General features: G+C 43.8%; 21 protein-coding genes. 10 read left to right on the forward strand and 11 right to left on the reverse strand.

Annotated features, from left to right (window positions below; all coding sequences use genetic code 11):
* Positions 1-65 precede the first annotated feature (65 nt).
* From ACTJKG_RS25450 to ACTJKG_RS25475, 6 genes are read right to left on the reverse strand one after another with little or no spacing between them, the layout of a single operon-like run.
* On the reverse strand, positions 66-824 hold the full coding sequence (locus ACTJKG_RS25450; RefSeq protein WP_172336260.1) for a 6-phosphogluconolactonase: 759 nt from the start codon (positions 822-824) through the stop codon (positions 66-68).
* A gap of 15 nt (positions 825-839) precedes the next feature.
* Positions 840-1,106: an HPr family phosphocarrier protein gene (locus ACTJKG_RS25455; RefSeq protein WP_172336259.1), complete on the reverse strand. Its 267-nt coding sequence runs from the start codon at positions 1,104-1,106 to the stop codon at positions 840-842.
* Positions 1,103-2,821, reverse strand: a complete 1,719-nt coding sequence (gene ptsP / locus ACTJKG_RS25460) for a phosphoenolpyruvate--protein phosphotransferase (protein ID WP_440740752.1) — start codon at positions 2,819-2,821, stop codon at positions 1,103-1,105. Before ptsP ends, ACTJKG_RS25455 begins: the two co-directional genes overlap by 4 nt.
* Positions 2,818-4,416 (reverse strand): PTS system mannose/fructose/sorbose family transporter subunit IID, encoded by a 1,599-nt coding sequence (locus ACTJKG_RS25465; RefSeq protein ID WP_440740753.1) that lies wholly within the window; start codon positions 4,414-4,416, stop codon positions 2,818-2,820. Before ACTJKG_RS25465 ends, ptsP begins: the two co-directional genes overlap by 4 nt.
* A 1-nt stretch (position 4,417) precedes the next feature.
* The gene (locus ACTJKG_RS25470; protein WP_440740754.1) at positions 4,418-4,888 is read right to left on the reverse strand and encodes a PTS system mannose/fructose/N-acetylgalactosamine-transporter subunit IIB; all 471 of its coding nucleotides are present in this window, start codon (positions 4,886-4,888) and stop codon (positions 4,418-4,420) included.
* Entirely contained in the window at positions 4,881-5,285 is a 405-nt protein-coding gene (locus ACTJKG_RS25475; RefSeq protein WP_440740755.1) for a PTS sugar transporter subunit IIA, read from the reverse strand. The genes ACTJKG_RS25470 and ACTJKG_RS25475 overlap by 8 nt, the downstream gene beginning before the upstream one ends.
* 468 nt (positions 5,286-5,753) lie before the next feature.
* Here ACTJKG_RS25475 and ACTJKG_RS25480 point away from each other — a divergent pair, with 468 nt between their 5' ends.
* From ACTJKG_RS25480 to ACTJKG_RS25490, 3 genes are read left to right on the forward strand one after another with little or no spacing between them, the layout of a single operon-like run.
* Positions 5,754-8,729 carry a glycosyl hydrolase family 28-related protein gene (locus ACTJKG_RS25480; protein WP_440740756.1) on the forward strand — a complete coding sequence of 992 codons (2,976 nt, stop codon included), beginning with the start codon at positions 5,754-5,756 and terminating at the stop codon, positions 8,727-8,729.
* 30 nt (positions 8,730-8,759) lie between these two features.
* Positions 8,760-10,589, forward strand: coding sequence for a glycoside hydrolase family 9 protein (locus ACTJKG_RS25485; RefSeq protein WP_440740757.1), 1,830 nt, complete (start codon positions 8,760-8,762; stop codon positions 10,587-10,589).
* Positions 10,590-10,604: 15 nt separating this feature from the next.
* Positions 10,605-11,729 (forward strand): redoxin family protein, encoded by a 1,125-nt coding sequence (locus ACTJKG_RS25490; RefSeq protein ID WP_172336254.1) that lies wholly within the window; start codon positions 10,605-10,607, stop codon positions 11,727-11,729.
* A gap of 161 nt (positions 11,730-11,890) precedes the next feature.
* Here ACTJKG_RS25490 and ACTJKG_RS25495 read toward each other — a convergent pair whose 3' ends face one another.
* Positions 11,891-14,809: a triple tyrosine motif-containing protein gene (locus ACTJKG_RS25495; protein WP_172336253.1), complete on the reverse strand. Its 2,919-nt coding sequence runs from the start codon at positions 14,807-14,809 to the stop codon at positions 11,891-11,893.
* Positions 14,810-15,092: 283 nt separating this feature from the next.
* On the opposite strand from ACTJKG_RS25495, the gene ACTJKG_RS25500 reads away from it, so the two are divergent.
* Positions 15,093-15,860, forward strand: coding sequence for a ThuA domain-containing protein (locus ACTJKG_RS25500; RefSeq protein WP_440740758.1), 768 nt, complete (start codon positions 15,093-15,095; stop codon positions 15,858-15,860).
* Between the two features lie 448 nt (positions 15,861-16,308).
* On the opposite strand, the gene ACTJKG_RS25505 is transcribed toward ACTJKG_RS25500, so the two are convergent.
* On the reverse strand, positions 16,309-17,079 hold the full coding sequence (locus ACTJKG_RS25505; RefSeq protein WP_440740759.1) for a ThuA domain-containing protein: 771 nt from the start codon (positions 17,077-17,079) through the stop codon (positions 16,309-16,311).
* 182 nt (positions 17,080-17,261) lie between these two features.
* Here ACTJKG_RS25505 and ACTJKG_RS25510 point away from each other — a divergent pair, with 182 nt between their 5' ends.
* From ACTJKG_RS25510 to ACTJKG_RS25525, 4 genes are all read left to right on the forward strand, one after another.
* A complete protein-coding gene (locus ACTJKG_RS25510) occupies positions 17,262-17,804 on the forward strand; it encodes a DUF4468 domain-containing protein (protein ID WP_172336250.1) in 543 nt (180 codons plus the stop codon).
* A 27-nt stretch (positions 17,805-17,831) separates the two neighbouring features.
* The gene (locus ACTJKG_RS25515) at positions 17,832-18,587 is read left to right on the forward strand and encodes a ThuA domain-containing protein (protein ID WP_172336249.1); all 756 of its coding nucleotides are present in this window, start codon (positions 17,832-17,834) and stop codon (positions 18,585-18,587) included.
* A 20-nt stretch (positions 18,588-18,607) separates the two neighbouring features.
* Positions 18,608-19,363, forward strand: coding sequence for a ThuA domain-containing protein (locus ACTJKG_RS25520; RefSeq protein ID WP_440740760.1), 756 nt, complete (start codon positions 18,608-18,610; stop codon positions 19,361-19,363).
* Positions 19,364-19,634: 271 nt separating this feature from the next.
* The gene (locus ACTJKG_RS25525) at positions 19,635-20,675 is read left to right on the forward strand and encodes a hypothetical protein (protein ID WP_440740761.1); all 1,041 of its coding nucleotides are present in this window, start codon (positions 19,635-19,637) and stop codon (positions 20,673-20,675) included.
* 63 nt (positions 20,676-20,738) lie between these two features.
* Here ACTJKG_RS25525 and ACTJKG_RS25530 read toward each other — a convergent pair whose 3' ends face one another.
* The 3 genes from ACTJKG_RS25530 to ACTJKG_RS25540 all read right to left on the reverse strand — a co-directional run bounded on the left by ACTJKG_RS25530 (position 20,739) and on the right by ACTJKG_RS25540 (position 23,812).
* Positions 20,739-21,902 carry a glycoside hydrolase family 18 protein gene (locus tag ACTJKG_RS25530; protein ID WP_253952257.1) on the reverse strand — a complete coding sequence of 388 codons (1,164 nt, stop codon included), beginning with the start codon at positions 21,900-21,902 and terminating at the stop codon, positions 20,739-20,741.
* Between the two features lie 27 nt (positions 21,903-21,929).
* Positions 21,930-23,102, reverse strand: coding sequence for a DUF5009 domain-containing protein (locus ACTJKG_RS25535; RefSeq protein WP_172336246.1), 1,173 nt, complete (start codon positions 23,100-23,102; stop codon positions 21,930-21,932).
* A gap of 341 nt (positions 23,103-23,443) precedes the next feature.
* Entirely contained in the window at positions 23,444-23,812 is a 369-nt protein-coding gene (locus ACTJKG_RS25540; protein WP_172336245.1) for a hypothetical protein, read from the reverse strand.
* A gap of 331 nt (positions 23,813-24,143) precedes the next feature.
* Here ACTJKG_RS25540 and ACTJKG_RS25545 point away from each other — a divergent pair, with 331 nt between their 5' ends.
* Together ACTJKG_RS25545 and rlmF are read left to right on the forward strand one after the other, a co-directional pair.
* A complete protein-coding gene (locus ACTJKG_RS25545; RefSeq protein ID WP_216650602.1) occupies positions 24,144-24,614 on the forward strand; it encodes a nucleoside triphosphate pyrophosphohydrolase family protein in 471 nt (156 codons plus the stop codon).
* 20 nt (positions 24,615-24,634) lie between these two features.
* Positions 24,635-25,600: a 23S rRNA (adenine(1618)-N(6))-methyltransferase RlmF gene (gene rlmF / locus ACTJKG_RS25550; RefSeq protein WP_253952256.1), complete on the forward strand. Its 966-nt coding sequence runs from the start codon at positions 24,635-24,637 to the stop codon at positions 25,598-25,600.
* The last annotated feature ends 171 nt before the right edge of the window (positions 25,601-25,771 follow it).

The raw sequence follows: 25,771 nt of genomic DNA on the forward strand, positions 1-25,771 counted from the left end.
GGAACAAAAAAGTCTTACAACAATTGTTATAAGACTTATGATAAAGGTTTAAGGTGGGAAAATCTTTAAAAATTATAACCCCGTTGTTTTACACGTTCATGAATCAGCGCGCCGGCATCGGCATCGAGTAAGATTTCGCAGTTGGGGTGCAGTTGTACCACCGAGGCAGGTATATCGGTAGTTACCGGACCTAAAATTGCCTGTTCAATGATTTCGGCTTTATGAGCGCCTTTGGCTATCAATATCAGTTTGCGGGTATGCATAATGTTTTTCACACCACGGGTTAGGCCGCCCAATACAATATGTTCTGGTACTTGTGTCTCGCGGCGTACACGGGCTTCAAAGTCAGGATCCATAGGCGATACCCATGTCTCGCTTTCAAAAGGCGTACCGGGCTGGTTAATGCCGATGTGGCCGTTACTACCAATACCCAGCATTTGCAGATCGGCGCCACCGCGTTCGGCCAGGCGTTTTTCAAAAAGCAGGCTTTCGGCCTCAAAATCATCGCTCAGTGTAGGAGGCATAATGAAATTCTCGTCGGGTATACCCAAGGGACCTGCTATTTGGTTCAATATCATGGTATAGCAGCTGCCCGAGTATTCCCTTGGCAGGTTGGTGAGCTCATCCACATTAAAAAGCGTAATGCGAGATACATCAAAGGGATATTGCGTATAGATATCAGACACTATGCGGTGCATGTCGATAGTGGTTTGCCCGGTTGAAAGACCTATTACAGCCGTGGGTTTCTCCAGCATTTGACCAATAATGCGCCAGGCCGCGGTTTCGTTAAATTCTTTTTCGTTTTTGGTTATTGTGATTTTCATCTTATTATTTTGCCTTTACAGGTGTTTTAATTCTTCCTCAAAAAACGCGTCAATAGCTATAATAGCGCTCGTTTCATCCTCCCCGTCAATAATAATGGAGATGGTTTCGCCGCCTTTGATGCCCAGGGAAAGGATGTTCATGAGGCTGCTTAATTTTACCGTACGATCACCCTTTTTTATGCTGATGAGTGAGCTGTAGTTTTTAGTTAGTTTTACCAGGTTGGTTGCTGGCCGGGCATGTATGCCTTCGGCTGCGGTAATGATATAGTCTTTTGTTATCATAGAGTTATCTCCTGTAAATAAGCTGTGATGGCTGTTGAACTATCCATCTCCATTATATGGCTATGTATCTGTTTGGCTTTTGTCAGATCACTGTGGATAATGATGTTCTTGATTTCGGGAATAGCTGCCGCACTCATGGAAAATTCGGTAAGTCCCATGCCCAATAATAAAAGGGTTGCTTTAGGATCTGATGCCAGCTCGCCGCACATACCTACTTCCACATTATTTTTATGACCCTGATCGATCACATAAGCAATAAGCCGAAGCACCCCGGGATTGTAGGGATCATACAGCTCTTTGATCTGCTCGTTCATGCGGTCGACGGCCAGCGTGTACTGACAAAGGTCATTGGTGCCGATGCTAAAAAAGTCCACCTCTTTAGCGAGCAGATCGGCAGTGATTGCAGCTGATGGTATTTCGATCATAATACCTACGGGGATATTTTTATCGAAGGTGATACCCGCTTTAGATAACTCATCTTTGGCTTGTTGCAATATGACTTTGGCAGCCCTTACTTCCTGTATATTGGAGATCATCGGAAACATGATCTTTAACCGGCCAAACGTGCTGGCCCGTAATATGGCTTTTAACTGCACGATAAAAATATCCGGACGGTCCAGACAGATGCGAATGGCCCTGTAACCCAAGAAAGGGTTTTGTTCTGCCGGGAAATTAAAATAGGGGAGTTGTTTGTCGCCGCCAATATCCAACGTGCGTACAATAACAGGTTTGCCTTTGGCTTTTAGGGCAACGGCTTTATAAAATTCAAATTGCTCTTCTTCGTCGGGTAAAGCATCTCGACCCATAAAAAGCAGTTCGGTACGCAATAATCCGGAGCCTTCAGCGCCAAAACCGATAGCCTGTTCCATATCATTTGCATCGCCTATATTGGCAAATAGTTTAATATTGATACCATCGGTAGTTGTCGCAGGTGTATCTTTTAACGACCGGAGTAAATTGTTCTGTGCCTGCAAGTTGTCTTGTTTTATGCGGTATTGGTCAATTGTATTCTGATCAGGATTGATGATAATAGCCCCGCTTTGTCCGTCGAGGATTAAAAGATCTCCATCTTTGATCTCCGTTAAGGTTATACCGCATCCCACAATGGCCGGGATGCCGCGCGATGTGGCAATAATAGCTGCATGTGATGTACGACCACCTACTTGTGTGGCAAAGCCGGCAACATGCGTAGTATCCATGCTGATGGTATCCGAAGGCGTAAGGTCTTCGGCAATAATGATGGTATCCGCTTCGTAGGTTGTAGTAGTGTCTGGAATTGATGAGTTTAAGTTTCTGAGCAGGCGATCACCAATATCCTGAACATCGGCAGCACGCGCGCTCAGGTATTCATCCTCCATATTTGTGAAAAGTTGAACCGCGTCTGCGATCACCTCGATCACCGCGTCATTGGCATTCTTCTTTTCTTTGGATATTTTTTCGGTTACGTCCTCGCTGATCTGTGGATCTGTTAAAAGCTCAATATGCGTTTCCAGAATTTCCAGGCCTTCTTTTCCCTGAGATTGATCGTAACTGTTGATCATAGTTTCAACGTCTTGAACTGAAAGAGCTACAGCATTGTTGAACTTTTCTATCTCGATAGTAATATCAGCATCATTCGCTAATACAACACCCGACAAGGCCGCTTCCTGCTTTTTTAGTAAGCTGGCTTTGCCAATGGTAATTCCGGGAGATACGCCTATGCCATTGATCGTCATACAAACAAATGGATTATACTGCCTGCAAAACCTAATACCAGTAGGCCCAGTAGCAGCCAGGTGGTTTTAACTTGTTTTTTTACAAAATAATATACCAGGAAGGTAAGCCCTAACGGTATCATAGCTGGTACTATTTGATCCAGGATGCCCTGTACGCCAACGGCCGATGATGACGAACCAATATTCAGCGGTGTTTTGATATTCATGAGTGTGGCAGGCATAGCGCCTACTACCATGAGGCCCAGTATAGCTGCGCCGGAGGTAAGCTTATCCATTACGTTACCTTTGCTCAGGTTCTGCAAAAATTTGGTGCCTGCATTGTAGCCTATAAAAGTGAGGTTATAGCGCAGCAGCAGATGTGGTACATTGAATATGATCAAGAAAAGCAGAGGGCCTAATATATTCCCCTTGATAGCCAACGAGGTACCCACGCCCGCGGCGATCACCTTAAAAGTTCCCCAAAATAAGGAGTCGAACACACCGGCCAGTGGTCCCATGAGTCCCAATTTTACTGAGCTGATAGATTCTTCATCAAAATCTTTATCTAGTGCGTTTTGCTCTTCCATGGCGGCGGTAATGCCGATGATGAGCGTAGAGCCATAAGGACTGGTATTGAACAACTGCAAATGCCTTTTAAGCGCTGCGGTCATAGCCTCTTTGGTGTGATACAATTTTTTGAGCACCGGGATAATAGCAAAGGCAAAGCCGGTATTTTGCCAGGTTTCGAAGTTGAAGTTGGCCTCCAGGGCAAGCGATCTTAAAAATAGTTTTCTTAAAGTGCCCTTGCTTAGTTGATGTTGAGGTTCAGCGGGTGTTGTTTCGACAGGTGTATCATCAAAATCAAAATCATCATCGGGGGCGGAAGATGCGGTTGGTTTGGGCGCATCCTGTGTTACGATAAGCGCGATGATCACCCCTAAGCCGCCAATGGCAATAATGGGAAGCTTTAAATAGGCCGCCAGCATAAAGCCGAGGAAAAAATAAGGTGCTACTCGTTTGTTAAACATCAGGTTCATGAGCAGGGCAAAACCCAGCGCTGGCAGCATGTTTCCGGCCACCTGCAAGCCCGATTGTACCCAGACAGGGATCAGATCAAGGAAGGATTTGATAGCCGTTGAACCTAATTCCAAAGCCACAAAAATGATGATACCCATGAGTGCCGGTTTTAACAGGCCCGACAGGATATGTAATCGCTGGACGCCTTTATAATCGCCAGCCTCGGCATATTGATTGAATTTTTTATTGAACACCGCCCTGAAAACGAACAAGCCGCTGATCACCATTTCGGAGAGAATAGAAATGGGTACGGCCAAAGCCAATGCGATAGCAGGCCCTTTGTGCGACATGATGGCGAACGCGGTCCCCAACACCCCTCCGGTAATAATATCCGGTGGAATGGCCGCGCCAACTTTAATATTCCCCATAAAGATCAACTCCAGCGTAGCACCTATCATCACACCCTGGGTAACATCGCCCAGCACTAATCCCACCAATGGCCCCAGGATCAGCGGGCGACTTAACAGCGTAGTGCCCAGGAAATCCTCAAAATGTCCAAAAACGGCTATAAGTGTGAGTAGCAGATAGGTGGCCAGCATCTTAAATCAGGGTTTCTATCGGGGTTTTGTTATCAGTCGGTACTTGTCTTACTTCCAGTTCAATGCCTTCGGCTAAAAGATCGCGGATAATGGCTACATCATCATCAGTAACCGCCAATGCCTTGGCTATGGAACGCGCGCCTTCTTTGGTGCGGATGCCGCCAAAGTTGATGCTCCTGATCTCACTTACACCGGCGACCAATGTAGCCGCATCTTTTACGGAATTGACCAGTACCAATATTTTCATGTTCTGCCCGCGCGGATCATTCAAAAATGTAATAGCGTCGGTCAGGGTTTTGATCAGTAATTTGGCCGAAGCCGGTTTGGCCAGGCCCAGGGTCATTTTTAAAAATTCGTCGGTGGCGGCCTTATCGTTGGCTACCAGCAGGCAATCAGCGCCCAACGCGGGTGTCCAGGTCATGGCCACCTGTCCGTGTACCAATCTGTCGTCTATGCGGGTTAGCTTAATCATTTTGTTGTGTTATCAGTTTGTTTACATATACCATTTGCTCTTTACCATCGATAATGGCTGTTTCTATTATCTCGGTAACCGGGGTGCCGGCATCGCCCATAATAATCTCAATTAATAAAGGCAGGTTAAAGCCCGATACGATATGTACATTGTCTTTCAATGCTTCGCGTATCATGATGTTATTTACACTGCCGCCCAGCAGGTCGGTAAATATCACCAGCTCATCTCCGGCAGTAATATGAGTTAAAACGGCAGCCAGTTCGTCTTCTACGCTGATATGATCATCTAGGTAGGCCTGAATCAGGAATATGTTATCGGTTTCGCCAATGATCATATCCAATGACGATTTTATTCCTTTGGCAAAAGCCCCGTGCGTAGCAATTAAGAATTTTCTCATTTGTATCTATATTCAAATCTCATTGATCTTTTGCGATTTGTAGGGCCAGTAAATCAAAAATTTTAAAAGAAATAAGCCATGCGACAGTATGCTTATCCAGGTTATAACACTTTGCAAGTATGCTATAAAGTTAAACGATTTTATAGTTTTGGTGCACTACATTACCACTACTGCGATCTGAAAATGATGATATTAACAGGGTTTAAAGGAAGAAAAACGCATAGTGCCGGTACTACAGAAAAAATGCAGAGCAACAGAGACAGAGAGTGAGCCAGATTCGTCTTCCGATCTTTTGTAACTAATTTGATATAATATCTTGTTGGCAATAGTGGTAGTGGTGATGTAGTGTTGGTAAAATAGCAGTTGGGGAAACTAATATCGAGCTTTGTTCAGGCTGATCAATGCTGCTTTATACCCTGTTACATTCAATTACCAATTGTGATACCTTATCTAAAATTAACACCAACCGTGAAGAAGTTCTTTTTATTGACGCTTTTTATACCATTAATTTATCATTGCGGCTTTGCCCAGGCCCCGGATGCTCCGTTTGGGGCTGCCAGGTCATTTTATCAGCAACGTTTGGATGATAAAGAAGCTGTTTATTTTACGCCTGATAAATACCCGGTTAAGGCCGATGGTAAAACTGATGTCTCCGATGCGCTGCAGCAGGCCATTAAAGACCTGAAGGATAAAAATAATTTCGGCGTGCTGTTTATCCCCGAAGGGAAATACCTCATCAGTAAAACCATATTTGTACCCCGGGCGGTGCGATTGATAGGCTATGGCAAAACCCGCCCGGTAATTATCCTGGCCAAAAACTCACCGGGATTTCAGGTGGCAGATACTACGGATAAAGGCAAGGCCAAATACATGTTCTGGTTTGTAAATAATATATCCAAACCCGGTGAAGAGATATCCGACGCAGGGGCTTCTACCTTTTATAGCGCGCTTTCCAACATCAACCTTAAAATTGAAGATGGCAATCCGGCAGCCGTGGCTTTGCGCACGCATTATGCCCAGCATAGTTTTATTGCCCATGCTGATATTGACGCAGGTAAAGGTAAGGCTGGGATGTTTGATGTAGGCAATGAAATGGAAGATGTACGCTTTTTTAACGGTGATTACGGTATCCTGACCACCAAACCATCTCCAGGGTGGCAGTTTATGATGGTGGATACCTATTTTGAAGGGCAGCGTAAGGCTGCCATCAGTACACAGGAAGCCGGACTAACCATTGTGCGCATGCAGGTAAAGAATGTGCCTACGGTGATCGAGATCCATCCTAATTATCATGAAAAGTTGTTTGTGGAAGATAGCCGGTTTGATCATGTGAGCGGTCCGGCTGTGGTGATCAGTAATGAGGATAATGCCTTTAACCAGATCAGCCTGCGTAATGTGGATTGCCGCGATGTGAAAACATTGGCCAGTTATCGACGCAGCAAAACAATAACCGCTGGCCAGGGCGCTACCTACAAAGTAAAAAACTTTATATACGGTTTGCAGATGGATAACCTGACCGCCGACCCGGTGCATAAAACCATAAAAGAGATACAACCACTGTCATCTTTCCCGCCGCCGGTAAAAAAGGATATTCCGGATTTCCCGGCGATAGGTACATGGGCCAATCTGCAAACATTAGGTGCCAAAGGCGATGGCGAAACGGATGATACCAAAGCGATGCAGGATGCCATTGACAAATATCCTGCTATTTATATACCATCAGGAAGATACCGGATCACCGAAACTTTAAAACTCAAACCGAATACGGTGCTGATCGGTTTGAATCCAATTGCTACACAGATTATATTGAAAGATAATACACAAGCTTTCGGCGGTTTCGGCGGACCTGTGCCGATGATCGAAACCGGTAAAGGCAGCAACAATATTCTCACCGGGATCGGTTTATCATCGGGGCGAATCAATCCGCGGACAGTGGCCTGTAAATGGATGGCCGGCGAAAACTCCTACCTGAACGACGTGAAATTTTTAGGAGGTCATGGGGGGATGAATAAACCTGGTGAACAGGCTGGCCCTGGTTTATATCGCGGTAACGACAGCGATATGTGGGACAGCCAATACTGGAGCCTTTGGATAACCGACGGGGGCGGCGGCACATTTAAAAATATCTGGAGTGCCAATACCTACGCTACGGCCGGGGCTTATGTTTCCAATACCAGCACACCAGGACGTATTTATGCGCTATCGGTAGAGCACCATGTACGCAACGAAGTCCGTTTTAACAAAGTAAGCAACTGGAAGGTATACGCCCTGCAGCTGGAAGAAGAAAGCCGCGAAAGCACCGAATGCCAGCCGTTGGAACTGGAAAATTGTACCGACATAACCTTCGCGAATTTGTATATGTTCCGGGTTATCCGGGTGATCAAACCTTATCCATATTCTATCCGCAGCTGGAATAATAAAAATGTGGAATTGTTGAATGTGCATAACTACAGCCAGATCAAATACACCACTACCGATCCGCTGTATGATGTCGGTACCAATACTACGGTGCGTCCATGGGAATTTACACGCCTGGTCATCAATAGTACCACAACAACCAGCGAACAACCCGTTCAGGGCAATGTGCAAAAACTGGCGTCGGGTTTTGAGTTTGCCAATAGTCTTTGTGCCGACAGCAAGGGCAACGTTTACTTTAGTGAAGCCAGGATGAGGCGTATTTATAAATGGGATGCGAATACCAAAACTATCAGTTTACTTGCCGATTATCCCTGGGAACCACTTTCGCTGGCCTGCGATAAAAATGATAACCTGCTGGTGGTATTTAAGTATACCCCTAAGCCCGGTTACCTGATTGATGGCAAGCCCGAAGAATTTAAAAATCCGGCTGATGCATCAGGTACATCTTTTAGCGGCTGGGGTAACTCAGGCTTTGGCAGTTTGGTTTATTCAGTAAATACAGGTAATCCGGATGAGAGTATTCAATTGTTGCAGAAAGAGGCCATGCCAACCGGCAAAATTATATACCAGGCGCTTTACCCGGCGCATCGCTGGCGTGATTATCATGATTTTAATACGGTATCTGTTAATAAAGCAGCCGAATGCTGGGTAGCGCCGGATGGAGTTACCATTATCCCTGTGGTATATGATTTGGCCCGCTCCAGTGCCCTGGTTGCCGCCTATCCCGGTAAACCGGTTTATACTACGGATGAATATGATAAACGTACAGTACAGCTCAATGTAAGTAATGAAGGCTACCTGAGCGAACTGAAATATTTTGCCGAACGGGGTGAATTTGATTCGGCAGTTGACGCAAAGGGGCATGTATATATTGCCGATGGACAGGTGTATATTTATGACAGCACCTGCAAACAGATAGGTGTGATCAAAGTGCCTGAACGCCCTACATCGCTTGTTTTTACTAAGAATGGAAAAACTTTGTACGTTACCGGGCATAATGCGCTGTATTCCATTGCCATAAATTGATAAATTTATATAACCCTAATACCCCAATCTATGAATAAAACAACATACCGTTTCCTGATCTCTCTACTGGTTCTGTTCCCAACCATAACCTTTGCGCAGCGAGTTAAAGTGGTAACCAACCAGGTAGGTTATGAAGATACCAAAGCTAAAAAGGCTGTTGTGGTGACAGACAAAGCCTATGCCATCACCACATTTCAATTGGTGGACGCGGACGGCAAAGTTGTATTTTCTGGCAAGCCAGTATACAACGGTAACGTAAAGGGATGGAAAAACAGGGAGTTCTACACGCTTGATTTTAGTGGTTTTGCTACTGCGGGCACCTATCAGGTGCAGATCAGTTTATCAGGTAAAAAGATAAGTTCCTACCCGTTTAAAATTGGGAAGAACGTGTTGGAGCAGGCTACACTATCTGATGTAGTATATTACTTTAAAGGACAGCGTGCTGCTGGCGAAATAGATAAGGCCGATCATCATTTGCTGCTGGCTGGCAGAACTAAGGATACCATTGATGCCCATGGTGGCTGGTATGATGCCACGGGCGATTACGGCAAACATTTTTCGCATCTGTCATTCTCCAATTATTTCAATCCGCAACAGATACCATTGGTGGTATGGAGTCTGCTGAAAACCAAAGAGATCCTCGATAAAAAAACAACGACTGATTTCAGGCAGATCAACCGCCGTATTTTGGATGAAGCGACTTATGGCGCCGATTACCTGGTACGGATGCAAGTCAAAAACGGTTCTTTTTATCGGTCGGTATCGGCTCCCGGTCCGGGTAAGCTGGCCAAGGACAGGGTGATCCGGGCCGAAGATGCTTCTTATCGCATCAAACAAACCAAAGATCAGCCATTTAGTAACAGTGCCGAAAATAAGGACTGGCACCGATACCAAACCAGCTACCGATCGGGTGGGGGTATGGCCATTGCCGCTTTGGCCATGGCATCAACCATCAAAGTAAACGGCGATTTTACCAGCGAACAATACTTACAGGCTGCTGAAAACGCCTTCCAATTCCTGGAAACCAATAACAAACTCATGACTTTTGACGGCCGCGAGAATATCCTCGATGATTATTGCGCCTTAAGCGCTGCCATTGAATTGTATAAGGCCACCAAAAAGCCGGAATATTTAACGGTTGCAACCAAAAGGGCAAACAACCTCATCAACCGGTTATCTGCCTGGAAAAACTATCAAAATTACTGGAAGGCCGATAGTACTGACAGGCCATTCTTCCATCCTTCAGATGCGGGCTTACCGGTTACCAGCTTGATCTATTATTATCCATATGCTGATCAGGCTATGCAGGCATCCATCAAAAAAGCCGTCAAAGCATCATTTGATTTTGAGCTGAAGCTTACCCATGAGGTGAATAACCCGTTTGGCTATAGCCGCCAATTGGTGCAGGATACCCTGGGTAATAGGCGCACCTCGTTCTTCTTTCCGCAGGGTAGCGATGCTTCTCCATGGTGGCAGGGTGAAAATGCGCGCTTATCTTCTATGGCCACCGCCGCGCGCCTGGCTGCCGGTTTGTTTGCTGATGATAAGGCTTACCATGATCAGCTGGAAACTTTCGCTGTTGATCAGTTGAATTGGATACTGGGTTTGAATCCCTTTGATGCCAGTATGCTGCAGGGCACAGGGCATAATAACCCGGCCTATGGTTTCTTTGGTACGTTTGAGTATACCAATGCGCCCGGCGGTATTGTAAATGGCGTAACCGGCGGATTGACTGATGAAAATGATATCGATTTTAATTTATCCTATGCCCAGATCCATAAGGATTACGACTGGCGCTGGGCCGAACAATGGTTGCCGCACACCGCCTGGTACTTGTTGGCTGTGGCCGTACACGAATAATTAGCTAAGAAGAATATGAAAAAGTTTTGTTTGATAACCATTATTGCTTTACTGACCCTGTCACGGTTTAGCTTTGCACAGGTAACGCATACCACTTTAGCTACGGGTGCATCTGCTCCGGATTTTAGTCTGCCTGGTATTGATGGGAAAACGTATACGTTACAATCATTCAAAGATGCCAAAGTGTTGGCTGTGGTGTTTATCTGTAACCACTGCCCAACATCGCAAGCCTATGAGGATAGATTGGTGAAACTCACCAGCGACTATGCCTCAAAAGGTGTAAAAGTGGTGGCTATCAATCCCAACAACCCGGCCTCGCTGCGTTTGGACGAATTGGGTTACAGCGACCTTGGCGATTCGTTTGAGGACATGAAAGTACGCGCTAAAGACCGTCATTTTAACTTTCCTTATTTATATGACGGCGAAACAGAGGTCGCCAGTAATAAATATGGTCCGGTAGCTACGCCGCATATCTTTATTTTTGATAAGGATCGTAAACTCCGTTATAATGGCCGTATTGACGATATGGAGAATCCGGCCAAAACGCCACGATCACTGGATGCCCGCAACGCTATCGATGCCGTACTGGAGGGTAAGGAAGTAGCGGTTCCGGTAACCAAAACCTTTGGCTGCTCAATCAAATGGGCCGAAAAGCAGGACTGGATCCAGAAGGCGGCCGTAACCTGGGCCAATGAGCCCGTAAAACTGGACACGATTGATGCCGCGGGTATAGCCAATTTGGTGAAAAATAAAAGCGATAAATTAAGATTGATCAACTTGTGGGCTACCTGGTGCGGCCCCTGTGTGGCCGAATTTCCGGAGCTGGTGACCATCATGCATCTCTACCGTGATCGTGGACTGGAATTTGTTACCATCAGTGCCGATGATCCATCGCGCAAGGATAAGGCCTTGAGCTTTTTGAAAGGCAAACAGGCATCCGGCCCCAACTATATTTATACCGGCGATGATAAATACAAGATGATAGAGGCTGTTGATCCTAAATGGGATGGCGCCTTGCCATACACCATGCTGGTTGACCCGGATGGCAAGGTAGTTTACGGCAAGCAAGGTATCATCAATCCCGAGGAGCTCAAAAAGATCATCTGGGATGACCAAACGATGGGGAGGATATATAAGTAGCACCCCACCCAACCCTCCCCAAAGGGGAAGGCTTTTAAAAAGCACGCGTCATTGCGAGCGACAGCGTGGCAATCCTTAAAATACAGAGCGGCTCTGCACATCGGGGATTGCCACGTCGTTCCTCCTCGCAATGACGCCGTGACTATACTGTTGATCAGAATCTACTTCGTTATATCAATCAAAAAGTCATACAAATTAACTTCCGTTGCTAAACCCAGCTTTTTGCGTACGCGATAACGGCTGATCTCGACACCTTTGAGCGAGATATTCATCAATTGGGCAATTTCCTTAGAGGTAAGGTTAAGCCGCAGATAGGCGCACAGTTTCAGATCGGTTGGACTAAGCCCCGGGAAACGGGTTTTCATAATGGAAAGGAAATTGTTGTGTACCTGATCAAAATAAATGGCAAAGTGGTTCCAGTCGTCGTCCTTTTTTTCGGTATCGCTTACCAGTTTAAAAACATTCCGGAATTCGTGGGTCAAATCGGGCATGTTCACTTTTTTGATGGCAGCTACCAGTTCTTCCCGAATGTTGAGCAGGATACGGCCGCGCTCCACCAGGTGCATGGTAATGGTGGCCAGTTCCTTATTCTTATAATTTAGTTCCGATTCCAGGTTGTTGTTTTTCAGGGCGATGATCTCTTTCTCATTCCTGTCGAGCTCCAGGCTGTGCAGATAGCTGAGGCGGCGTTGTTCTTCTTCGTGTTTCTGCCGGTGCAGGTCGAAGCGTTTCCGTTGCTCTTTAATAGTAAGGTAGATGGCGAAAATTACCAGTAAAAGATAAAAAAGATAGGCCCAGATAGTTTGATACCAGGCAGGATCTACCACAAAGGTATAACTCACCGGCGCCGAGGCATTCCCCAGGTTATTGCGTACCCTTACCGAAAAAGTGTACTGGCCGTAAGGTAAATTGGTATAATCCTTCTCGGTTTTTACCGACCATTTTGACCATTCATTATCAAAGCCTTCCAGCTTATAGGAAAACTCTTCGTTGCTCTTTTGAGCAAATAAGGTTGAAGAGTATTCAAAATGAAAAGAGTTCCAATGGTTGGATAAGGTAACGATCTGCTTTTTGCCCTGAACGGTCGCCACATCGTTATCTTTCATAAAGTAACCGCCAAATATCAGGCTGTCCTTTTCGGCAATGGCCTTTACCGTGGTCAGCAACACATTCAACTTTGTTTCCGATTGTACGTATTGCCGGTAATTTAAATGAAACACGCCGTTGTTGGAGCCCACGAAGATGTTTTCCTTATTGTATGGATAAATATATCCGGCCCCTTTCACGGTTTGGCCGGCAAGCTCCGGGAAATAGATCACCGTATAAGGTTTACCAGCCGATGGCTTGCTAAAATCTACCACACCAACCCGCTGATCGCTGATAAACCAGACATTACCTGTAGAATCAGCGGTCAAATGTTCTATATAGCTATTGTCAAAAATAGGTTTGTAAAATGCCGATGGCTCAAATCTGTTTTGACTGACATTATATTCATAAACGCCTTTTTCAGTGGCTACCAGTATTTTACCCCTGATAAAATAAACATGGTTGTTTAATACCGATGGCAGTCCGTTACGATCGGTGTATTGTGTGTAGCGGATGATCTTTCTTCTATCGGCAGATAACTGGATCTTATAAACCCCACGGTAAGCGTGCGATGCCCAAATTACATGATCGTCATTGTCTTTTGCCAGGGTGGGTAACGATTCATACAGGGCATCCATTTTAACATCGGCCTTAAAATCATTCCCATTATTTTTGATCAGTTGTAAACCGGTATAAGTACCTGCAATAATATCAGGCGAAGAGGGGATAGGTACAAAGCGCCAGGCACCTTCCCGGTTGGTGATCTGTTTTACACGGTTGTTATCAACCACCAGGGCGCCATCCTCATGCCCAACCAGCAGGTTGTGGTTTATTTCACGCAGGCTCCAAACCTGGCCCTTGGTGTTTTCTACTTCGGTAAATGTGCCTTTATTGTTGCTTATATCTTTTTGCCGTGCATCAAGCGGAACATTGTATAATCCGTTTGAAGTGCCGATGAACAGTTTTTGATTAAACACGCTTACCGCATTGCTTTTTAACTGGTTATCCTTATTGGCATAAATACGCTTAACCGAGGTGTTATAATTGATAAAATCAATGCCGCTTTCCAGACCGAGCCAGAGGTTCTTGTCGCGGTCGAGCAAGAGGCCAAGCACGTTATTATTTTGCAGCCCTTCGTTGTTGGAGAACCGTTCTACCACGTTGCCCTTGCCGTCAATAATGATCAGGCCGCGGGCTTTGGTGCCGATGGCATAACGATCGTCGCCTATTTTTTTGGCGCAGTTCACCAGGTCGTTCTGTAAAATGGGGTCAATGGCGGTAGGTTTTTTAATCAATGTCGATCCTGTGAATAAAAACAGACCTTGTTTTAAGGTGGTGAGCAGCACCGTATCACGGTTGTAATCCATCACCCCGGTAATATGCAAACTGGCAGTTGGCAATGGGGTATGACAGAGTTGCCATTGATGATCTTTAAAGAATACAAGTCCTTCGTCCTTATCCTCGGCAAATAATTGCGAACCGGCTTTTGCCAGTAACCGCCAGCCACCCGGCGCGTCGAATGTTTTGATCTCGTTATTATTGTATTCAAAAACACACTCAATGGTACGAAAGAAAACTTCATTTTTGAAGAGTACAATGCTCCATATATCGGCAAATTGCCTGGCCTTTTGCGGCATCAGGTGTTTAATGGAATGGTATTTTAAGATCCCGTTAGCATCTGGGAAAAAATAACCTATTTCGTCCTGTCCGCCTACAAATATCTTTCCATCCGGGTCAATAGCCAGGGCTTTGATAGTGCCCTTATTGGGTAGGGGATATATTTTCCAGTAACTGCCATCAAAAGTTAAAAGTCCGTCGTTATTGGCAAAATACAGTATGCCATTGCGGTCCTGTTTTACATCCCAGACTTCGGTACTGGCATTATAATCGGTATGCGTATAATTTTTGATAGCAGGCACACCAATGGTGGTTTGTGCTCCGGCCGTAGAAACCAAAACGCGGCAAATAACAATCAATAGAATGATTTTCTTCATCAACAAAGCTTTCCCCTGGGGGTATTTTAAAATGTTTTATAAAACCGGCGGTATCAGGCGGGCACGGTAACTGGATTAAAAAAGGTAATTTAAAAAACATTTAAATATAAAGCATAAAAGTTTTGCTTGTAGTGGAGCTATAGATCGATTTTCAACAGTATTGAAGTTGTTTGAAGGCTTTTGTAGTGTTAATGTAGATGCGATGGGCATTGGTATTACAGACACTTGTGCTGACATTTGAAAGCGCTCAAAACATTTTTCACATTCTATAAAATTACAGATCATGTATTTTCAATTACTCAAGCAGCTCATTACCGGCATTATCATTTACCTGTTTTTTGCCTTTACCGGAGCTTACGCCCAAACCACAAAATTTCGGGCGCTGGCGGTATTGTCGCGTTCGGATGATCATGAAAAAATGATGATGGCCGCTAAACCTTTCCTGGAAAAACTGGCGAAGGAAAGCCACTTCACTATAAATATTACCGATGATACCAGTAAGATCAATGATGCAAATCTGAAAAACTATGCCGTGTTCGTCATGGTACAATTGGCTCCTTTTGATATGTCGTACCAACAGCAGGACGCCCTGCAGCGCTTTGTAGAACAAGGTAAAGGCTGGGTTGGTATTCATGCTGCCGGTTTAACCGGGAAAGATTTCCTGGCGCCTAATACCCGCTATTGGCAATGGTTTGAGAGCATGATGGGTAATGTGGTTTATTCACCACACCCGGCCTTTCAGAAAGGGACAGTAATTATCGAAGATCTCAGGCATCCGGTTACCAGGAATCTGCCTGCCAAAATGGAAATTGAGGACGAATGGTACGAGTACAATAGAAGCCCACGCGGCGAGGTGCATGTGCTGGCTACTGCCGATGAATCTTCCTACAAACAAGTGAAACCGATGGGCGACCATCCCATCATCTGGACAAACGAGCATTTTCGGCGGGTGGTATACATAGGCATAGGGCATTCACCGGTATTGCTGCAAGATCCAAATTATGGGGTATTAGTGAGGGATGCGATTTTGTGGGCAGCGAAGAGTAATTAGTGAATTGTTGATTTAGTGAATTAGTGATTTTTCTTCCCCCATCATCAGATAAGCTTCGGGCGAAAGCGGGCAGAACAATGGTGGCTTGTGCGGCTGTGGGGCTTAGCAAGTTTTTGCTGAAGCCAGGGAGATGAGGGAACGAAGTGGGGCAAAATAATTGCAGCCCTGGTTCTGTCTGATTTGCGGGGCAAAGGCCACGAGCGCAAAGAAGCATTTCTGCTGAAGCCTTTTTGGTTACTTTTGTGGCGACATACGGCGAAGCCTTCTTGAGTACCAAAAAAAACAAACCACAACGAAAAACGTAACTGGCCCTCCCGCGGCCAAGAGCGGGTATACGCCATACTTGTTGAAGAATAGATCCTTCGCTCTGTTTAGGATGACAAAAATAGTTGTATAAGGTCCTCTCTTCTTTTCCCGTCAGCAGAACAGCTCCGGAATCAATAATTCACTAATGACTCTTCGCTGCCCAGAATATCGTGTTTCTCACGAGGGTAGTAAAGGTGCTGTCCTGAAAAAGCTCGGGGAAGTGCCCCATGGCTATGTATATGTTTTTGGCTTTGATGTGCTCGTTGGTCCAAATCACCGGGTGATCGCCCATTTTGATGGGCTTGTCGGGCACATAGGTTTTTTCGTCAATGCTGGCCAGTACATGCACATTGGGACGCGGACTTTTATTGTACGTATACCATTCATCTTTGGTAGTGAACGATGCCGGTAGGCCAGCCATAATAGGGTGGTTTTTGTCCTCAACAGTAAGCAGCGCGGTGGTGCCGCCGTGTATGGTGTCTTTAAATTCAATGCCACCCATAAACTGGCAATACCATTGCCACATAGGGTAACCATCAAACACACCCAGCAGTGTGGGGTGATGAAAACCCATCCAGCCGCCTTTACCCTGTTCCAGGTACTCGGTAAAAGCTGCCTGGGCTTCCGGTCCCCAGGGGTAAGGCGGGTAATCTAGCTGGATAAACAATTGATATTGCTTTAAAAAATCTTTGGTTATGGGCTTGGTATCGGTAATATAATCAATGGTGAAATTACTGTCGATAGCCAGCTTATCCAACCATATTTTGGCGGCTGCATCAAACAGGGCATGTCCGCCGCCAACTTCGGCAATGGCAATAGCCCGGAAACGCGGGTGTTTATTTTGTGCAACACTAATGAGCGAATTGCCAACAACGAATAGTAAAATGATAGATGTAATTTTAAATGTTTTCATAGCATGACCTTAGGTTTAGGTCGGGCAATTATAGGAGAAACTTTTTGTCCAAAAACGGCAATCAGTGTATCGTAGTGGTAAAGTAGGGCAGCTATAACGGCTTTTTACAAGGGCAAATTAAGATATTTGATTGCTGTAGGGCCGCTGACGTAGAGGCCTTCATTTGATTACCTATAACCTATATGAAAAGAAATCCGATTATTATCCTCTGCTTCATGTTATGCTGTTTAGTATTGCCGGCATTTGCATTTGCCCAGGCAGATACCGCGAAGATTGATATCCCCATGAAAAATGGGAAAGTGAATTATGAAAGCACTTCAAAAAACATAGCCGGTAAAGCCGAATTGCTGAAGCGGGCAAGTAAATGGTTCAATACCGTATTTCCGGATCAATCGGAGAGTAAAGCTGTTATCGATCAACAAGCCGGAACCATTAATGGCTTTGGATTGTTTAAAGTAGTCACCAGCGATTCGGGAAATTATTATTGGTTAAAATTCAATGTGGCTATCGCGATAAGTGATACGGGGTATACCTATCGCGCTTATAATTATTACGAAAAGCCTATAGAAAAGGGTATCACAAATGAATACTCCAAAATTGAATACCGCTGGTGGGATTACCGCCAGGGCCACCCTTGGTCGGCAGAGGATAAAAAGTTGTTTACCGGGTTAAATAACAATTCGCGTACGCTGCTTACCTCGTTTAAAACCATTATGGATAAATAAAACCTTACATACATTATACAAAAACACATGAAAAAATTATTGCTATTTATTTGCCTCGGCTTATTCATTTGCCTTAACCTTAGCGCACAAACCAAACACTTTAAAGTATTGGCTTTGTACGAGAACGGCGGGCATCATATTGATTTTTCGAAACGCGCCAAAGTATGGCTGGATAAGCTGGCCACCGAAAAAGGTTTTACTATTGACTATATTCAAAATACCGATAAAATAGATGATGCCTTTTTAAGCCAGTATCAATTGTTTCTGCAGCTGGATTATGCACCTTATGCCTGGACAGATAAAGCTGTAGCCGCTTTTCAGAAATATATTGATGAAGGAAAGGGTGGTTGGGTAGGTTTTCATCATGCTACGCTTTTAGGCGAGTTCGATGGCTATCATGAATGGCAATGGTTCTCGAACTTTATGGGCGGTATCAGCTTTAAAAATTACATCGCCACATTTGCCAAAGGAAAGGTGAATGTAGAAGACAAAAAGCACCCGGTGATGAAAGCTGTGCCCCCCTCATTCCTGATACAACAGGAGGAATGGTATACCTACGATAAAAGCCCCCGATCCAATGTACACGTGCTGGCCAGTGTTGATGAATCGACGTATGATCCACAAGGCGATATCAAAATGGGCGACCATCCGGTGGTTTGGACAAACGAGCAGAAAAAGGCCCGTAACGTTTATATTTTCATGGGGCATTCACCAAACCTGTTGGATAACCCGGCCTGGGTGAAATTGGTCACTAATGCTATTTTTTGGGCTGCAGGTAAATAATGTTGATAGTAAATAATCAGATGATGTTAAAAAAAATATTTTGCCTGCTGATAGCTATTGCTTGCTGTACGGCAGCGTTTGCGCAGGGCGCTAAATTTAAAATGCTGGCTCTTTACACCACCACGGTCGAATCGGATCATGTTGACTTTGCCAACGATGCCATTAAGTATTTTACCGATCTGGCGGCTAAAGATGACTTTACTTTTGAGGCTACCACCAACTGGAAAAATCTGAATGATGAAAACCTGAAGAATTACCAGCTCATCATCTGGCTGAATGATTTTCCGCAGAACGAAGAACAGCGCGCCGCTTTTGTAAAATACATGGATAATGGTGGCGCCTGGATCGGCTTCCACGTAGCGGGCTACAACGATAAGTATACCAAATGGCCCTGGTTTGTAAGCTTTTTAGGCAGCTCGGTTTTTTATAATAACAGCTGGCCTCCACTACCGGCAAAGTTGGTGGTTGATGATGTTAAACACCCGGTAACTCAGGGTATCCCAGCTCATTTTGTAGCACCTATAAATGAATGGTACGGCTGGAAACCAAGTCCGCGGTTAAATAAGGATATTAAAGTTTTGGTAACGCTTGATCCGGGCAATTACCCTCTGGGTAAAAAAGATATTATCCGCGATGGAGACATCCCAGTAGTGTGGACTAACACCAAATACAAAATGCTGTACATTAACATGGGCCACGGCGACCAGATATTTACCTCTGGTATCCAAAACAAACTGTTTGAAAATAGCATATTATGGCTAGGGGTCGGAAAGTAATTTAATCAAAATCAGATGTTTACTGCCACTTAATCGTTTCTTCATAAAAGTTTTTTGTTATTGTTTTATCATTGGACAATTAGTTAAAAAAATACCCCAAGTTCAATGAAAACAATTTTAAAAAAAAATTAAAAGAAAAAACTTTATCCTCTTTTGTTTTGCAGTCACATTACTAACTGCCTGTACTAAAACCTATGTCGGTCCGGATAATAATCAGCAGCCTGGTTTGGATAATCCACCCCCACCAACACAAAATACAGTTAATAACCCTGTGACTTTAAACTTGCTGTTCGGATATAAAATCAATAACCTATATCCCACACGACTGGCATTACCCATAAGTAAAATAGGTAATCAGTCTGTTAATATTAAAACTGTATTTGATACCGGCAGCGAGGGGCTTATTCTTACCGCTCAAAGCTTTATTCCTTCAAATTTAATTACTCCGGATGGCATAAGCATGAATGGAAAGGATCAGATAGATATTAACGGTATTACAATTACCTCGCACAGAGATTCTGCTACCTATGGTGATACTCCCAGTGCTGAGCGAGTGTATTATGGTCAAATTGCCTACGGCAGCATTGTTATTGGCGACGCCAGCGCCAATTTAACCACCAGGCCAATGCCATTTTTATTAATTTATAAGGGCATTGTTAAAGCAACGGGTAACGCCACCACGGTAGACCCTAATCTTGATGGAATATGTGGTGTAGAAGCTCAAAGTTTATCCACTCAGGATATCGTTACCTCACGAAGAGATATGCGTAGTCCATTTGCCTACATTAACTTTGGTAACGGCGTTTCGCCGGGTTTTAAATTACGATCATACAGCAATTTTTATGATAGTACAGTTCCAGGGCAGGCAACAGCCGGTAACTTACAGCTAAACAGTGCGGCCCTATTACAGGTAGGAGTAACCAACAATATGGAGCAAGACTTTATTATACAACAAAAACACATAGCAACCAGCGGCCTGGTCTTTTCACCTTTTGTTAATGGTAAATTTACAATTGATGATCAAACGTTTAATGGTGAGATGTTATTTGATAGCGGTACCCCGCAAGGTGTTATAATTTCTTTTCCCGAGAACCTGGGCAATCAGACACAATTGTTAGATGATCAAACCAATGTTAGTTTTATCTCTAATGAGGGATATAACTATTCCTATATAGCAGATAGAGGGGCGCAGAGTACAAAGATGATCCCGGCAGCTAAAATTGAAAGATCAATAATAGGATTACCATTTTTTGCCTACAATTCATTCTTAATTGATTATGCTAATCATTTTATTGGCTTAAGAGCCCGGTAATAAAAAAAACTACTTATAATACTTAACAAACTATAAGTATTATAAGTAGTTTTTTCTTAAATATTATCTCGCCCTCAATCTTGCATCTATCTCATTTAATAAATATTCCTTTTTATCATCAGCATATTCCCAAAACATTACCCCGGCCAATTTATGTTTAATGAGGTAATGGCATTTGGCTTTTATCGACCATTCATCATCGTATGATATAAATTGCTTGGTGCTGGCATTGAACAGGTAAGGTGCTTCGGCATTACGATCGCGGTAATATTTAAAGCCTTTTTGGTTGAGCAGACTGTCTTTGATCAGTGTATAGCCGCCCACATGTATATATTCCGCTCTTTTCATTCCTAATCCGTTTTGGGCGATATCCAGTACACGCGATGAGCGTCCGTAGAAAGCTACTCCCAACACCAGTTTACTGGCAGGCACCCCAGCTGCAATAAAATCAGATACGGCCTTATCTGCATAATTTTCGGTCTGGTACTGTTTGGATGCATATAGGTTGGTATGATGAACTGCTATGCCTAAGCTATCCTGAAAATAATCATACGTCATGAGATTTATATAGTCAAGATATTGCTGGGCCTTATCCATTTCGGTATGATCTAAAAAACGTTTAAAACCGCCAACAGCAGTAGTCAACAGCAGCTTTTTGCCGGCCTGTTTTTCCAGTATATCCAGGTCATGGCGTAGGGCCTTAAACATGAGCGTATAGTTTACTTTATCCTCGGGGCGATAAATATTACCCACGTTGCCCGCCATACCGGGGTACTCCCAGTCGATATCAATACCGTCAAGGTCAAATTTTTTAATGATGGCCACTGCGCTGGCCGAAAAAGCTTCGCGGGCAGTATCTGTGAGTACGGCATTGGAAAAATTGCCGCTCCAGGTCCACCCGCCTATGGATATGAGCACTTTAAGAGCAGGATTACGCTTTTTAAGCTGCACCAGGTTCCTGAAATTGATGGTATCCGTTCTCTCATGACTTAAAAAGGCCCGGTTGTTTTTTACGTTTACGAAGGCGTAGTTAATGTGGGTCAATTTTTCGGGGTTTACCATTTCCATATTGGCTACACCTTTGTAACCGCCAACGTACCCAATAATTACATATTTAGGTTTCTTGGCTGCTTTTTGTGCCTGGAGCGTAATTGCAGGCAGTAAAAATGGCAATAAGCAAAGCATGGCTTTGGCTGCCGCCTGTTTATAAAATTTTAGGTTGATCATTTTATGATGAGGTTTAAGTATGATATGTTAAACTTTAAGTCTGATCCGCTTTTTTTCCATGAGTCCAACCAGTGCAATTAATATAAATGCGGTAGCCATGGAACGGGCTAAGCCAATAATGCCCGAATTAAAAATATCCGGATAATTAATATGAAAAAGCATCAGCAGAAAAACCTGGAAATAAGGCATCAGATAGCAGGTAAGTGTGCTGGTACCCGCCGGCCAGATCCATGTGAACCAGTTCTTCTTTCCCTTTACATCAACCAGGTAAATCATCAGCTCAAATACCAGAATGGAGATACCGCTGCAAATAAATATCCAGGCTGGTGTGGAGCGAATCTTAGAGATACCTTGCGTGTAGGGGCGTATCACCAATCCAAGCACGATCAGTAATACTCCGGTAAGCCCAAAAATGAGCCACATACGTTGCGTTTTACCAAGCGTAACCAGGCGAGCATATAATTCAGATATCACAATGCCGCCCATGGTTAAACATAGGGACGAGGCATCGCCAATGAGGAATAATCTTTTATGGATGATGCCGGTATGGCGAGCTATATTGACGGCCACAAATAATAATAGTACCGGAAAAATGATATTTAATTTGCCTTTGGCAAGTAAGTAAACTAGAGCGCATATGAGATAGGCCCAGCCAATGATGCCCAGTATTCCCCACCATTCAGGTCGCATGCCGGTAATTTCGCCGTCGTCATTTCCTTTGTATACAATGGCCATGGCAATCAGTATAACTATACCCAGGCCCTGTAAAGTGTATCTTTTGGCTTTGCCCAAGGTTTCGGGGTAATCCAACCATATCAGGAAAAAAGCCAGCGTGATGAGTATGGCCCAAAGCGCTTTAGGCAACACGGAGGTATTGCTGTAACTTTCCAGGTTTACATGATAAAACCCCATAATCAGTAAGGCGGAACTCCGGGTAAGTATGTAAACTAAAATAGAGGTAAAGGAATCGCCTTTGTTGAGCCTGTTTTTGATAGCAAAAGGTAATGACAGACCTACAATAAACAGGAACGCCGGAAATATGGTATCGGCAAAGCCCATGGCATCGGCTTTACCGGGCGCATGGTCTATCCATTCGGGAATGTTTTTTACACCGCTGGCATCATTAACAAATATCATTAATAGCATGGTGATGGCTCTCAGCACATCGATAGATAAAAGGCGCTTAGGTAGCTGTTGCATTTACAAGGGTTTAACTGTGAAATATGAATAGGTACGCGTATTAACTTTTAGCCAGCCAGGCTTGCTTTAGGCACGAATTTATTTAAACAAATTTGTTTTGTATGCCTTTAAGCAAATCTAAACCGGAAATAGTGCGGATTATATTAATGGAGCACTACTTTACCACTACGATAGCTAAAAACAGGCGAAATGCGGCTTGTTGATGTAATAATGGGTTTAGCGATTGCTAACCGGCGAGGCATAGGCCTAAGATAGCGTTAACAAAAAAAGCAAGACAATTTCATGTCTTGCTTTTTTGAGTATAGCAATGTTCTTACATAGAGCTACATCTTAGGGGCTGGTTATTTTTTATCTTTAGTAGCAAGAGCCCGCGGAGTAGTTACTTTTTTATCTTTAGCAGCAAGAGCCTGTGGAGTAGCTACTTTTTTATCTTTAGCAGCAAGAGCCTGTGGAGTAGCCACTTTTTTATCTTTAGTAGCCAATGCTTGCGGAGTGGTTACTTTTTTAGCAGGAGCTTCTGCATCTATTTTTGCAGCTAATGCTTTTGCCAGATTTTTTGCGGCTTTTTCAATGGCCTTGTTCACTTTTTTTAAATCTGATTCAAATTCGCCTACCACAGTTTTGATTTGGGCAGACAGTTTGTCGTTCAATTGTTTCTTAAGCGTCTTACGGGCTTCTTTAACTGCGGTTTTATTTTTATCGTTTTTCATATTACTGGACAAGGAAGTTCTAAATTATTTTTCGGCACAAAGCTAAGTTAATAAACAGTGTTTTTAATATTATGTTTATGTTAATAAAGATAGCTAATGTTAAGTAATTATTAATAAAGCAAACAAGCTATTCTATTCATTTTTAGGACACTAATATTAACATCTTATATTAATTGTATATTATCAATAGGCCGGTATTAGTTGGCATTTTAATTAAATTGGTGAAAAAATGAGCGAGTCAGTCGATATTATCGTTTATGTAAGAAAAATGATTTTTTGAAAGCTTTTGGGTTAATTGATAACTTAGCAGCGCTTATATTGTTTTCATATCATGATCAAAGATTTAAACTCGTTAAACCAGGTAGCCGAATTCCATACCACTTTTAAACATCCTATTGTTGCCGAACCGGCTATTCCGTCAAAAGAACGCAGTCAGTTGCGTATTGAATTGCTGGCCGAAGAGTTAAAAGAGCTTCAACAGGCCGTTGATGATAATAACCTGGTTGAGATAGCCGATGCACTTTGCGATCTGCAATACGTTCTATCAGGCGCTGTACTGGAATTTGGACTGGGTCAAAAATTTAAGGAACTGTTTGATGAGGTGCACCGCTCCAACATGAGCAAAGCCTGCAAAACCATCGAGGAGGCTAACCAAACTATTGAGCATTACCGCAATACAGCCGGTACCGAATCACACTATAAAGAGATTGACGGGCTGTTTTTAGTATACCGTACATCGGACAACAAAACCCTGAAATCCATAAACTATTCACCTGCCAATTTGGGCAGCATTGTAGGATAATCATAAATAAAATAAACAACTTGCCAGAATCAGTCCCAAACCAACCCGAAGCAAAAGAAACTATGCATCCGCGTAACCAGCACCGCCTGGGGTACGATTTTAAAGCGCTGATGAGGGCTACGCCGACTTTACGGCCTTTTGTTACAATAAACCAGTACGATAACCAAACCATCAACTTTGCCAATCCCGATGCTGTAAAGATGCTGAACAAAGCATTGTTAAAGCATCACTATCAAATTGCCGGCTGGGATATTCCGGAGGGCTATTTGTGTCCGCCTATACCTGGTCGCGCCGATTATATCCATTACGTGGCCGATTTATTGGCTACATCAAACGGAGGTGTAGTACGCAAAGGCAAAAAGGTACGTGTGCTGGATATTGGTGTAGGCGCCAACTGTGTTTATCCCATCATTGGCGTGCAAGAATACGGTTGGAGCTTTGTGGGGATTGATATTGACGAGACAGCTATTGAATCAGCGCAAAAGATCATCGATAATAATGATCAGTTGAAAAAAACTGTTGAATTACGCCTGCAAAAACACCGGGCCGATATTTTTACATTCGCCATAAAGCCCGGTGAGTTTTTCGATCTCACTATGTGCAACCCGCCGTTTCATGCATCTGTAAGGGAAGCGGCTGAAGGATCACGCCGTAAATGGAATAACCTTGGCTTGCATACTGCGAAAGGCAAAGAAGAACCGCTATTAAACTTTGGCGGGCAGAATACCGAATTATGGTATCCAGGTGGCGAGGCTGCATTTTTAAAGGCTATGGCTGCGCAAAGTACCCGCTTTGCCAAACAATGTTTATGGTTTACCTCATTGGTATCAAAAAAGGAAAACCTGCGTGTTTTGTACAACGCTCTTCAAAAAGCCGGAGCCAAAGAGGTGCAAACCATCAATATGTCGCAAGGACAAAAAGTTAGCCGCATCATGGCCTGGACATTCTTTGCATCCGAGGAACAGCAGGAGTGGCTTAACCGTTGATTTTGTTTGATGATTTCGCTGATGTCTTTTTATTGAGCTGGGATTAAGTTTTCGAATTAAGGGATTACCAAAAGATAAAATCGTGGTAATCCCTTAACGGCGGAGCCTTCTTGAACACCAATTAAAATTAACTCGTGAAAAATCATATAAATCAAGGTTCAGATAATCAAC

This window comes from Mucilaginibacter sp. 22184 (assembly GCF_052045695.1).
Lineage (GTDB): Bacteria > Bacteroidota > Bacteroidia > Sphingobacteriales > Sphingobacteriaceae > Mucilaginibacter.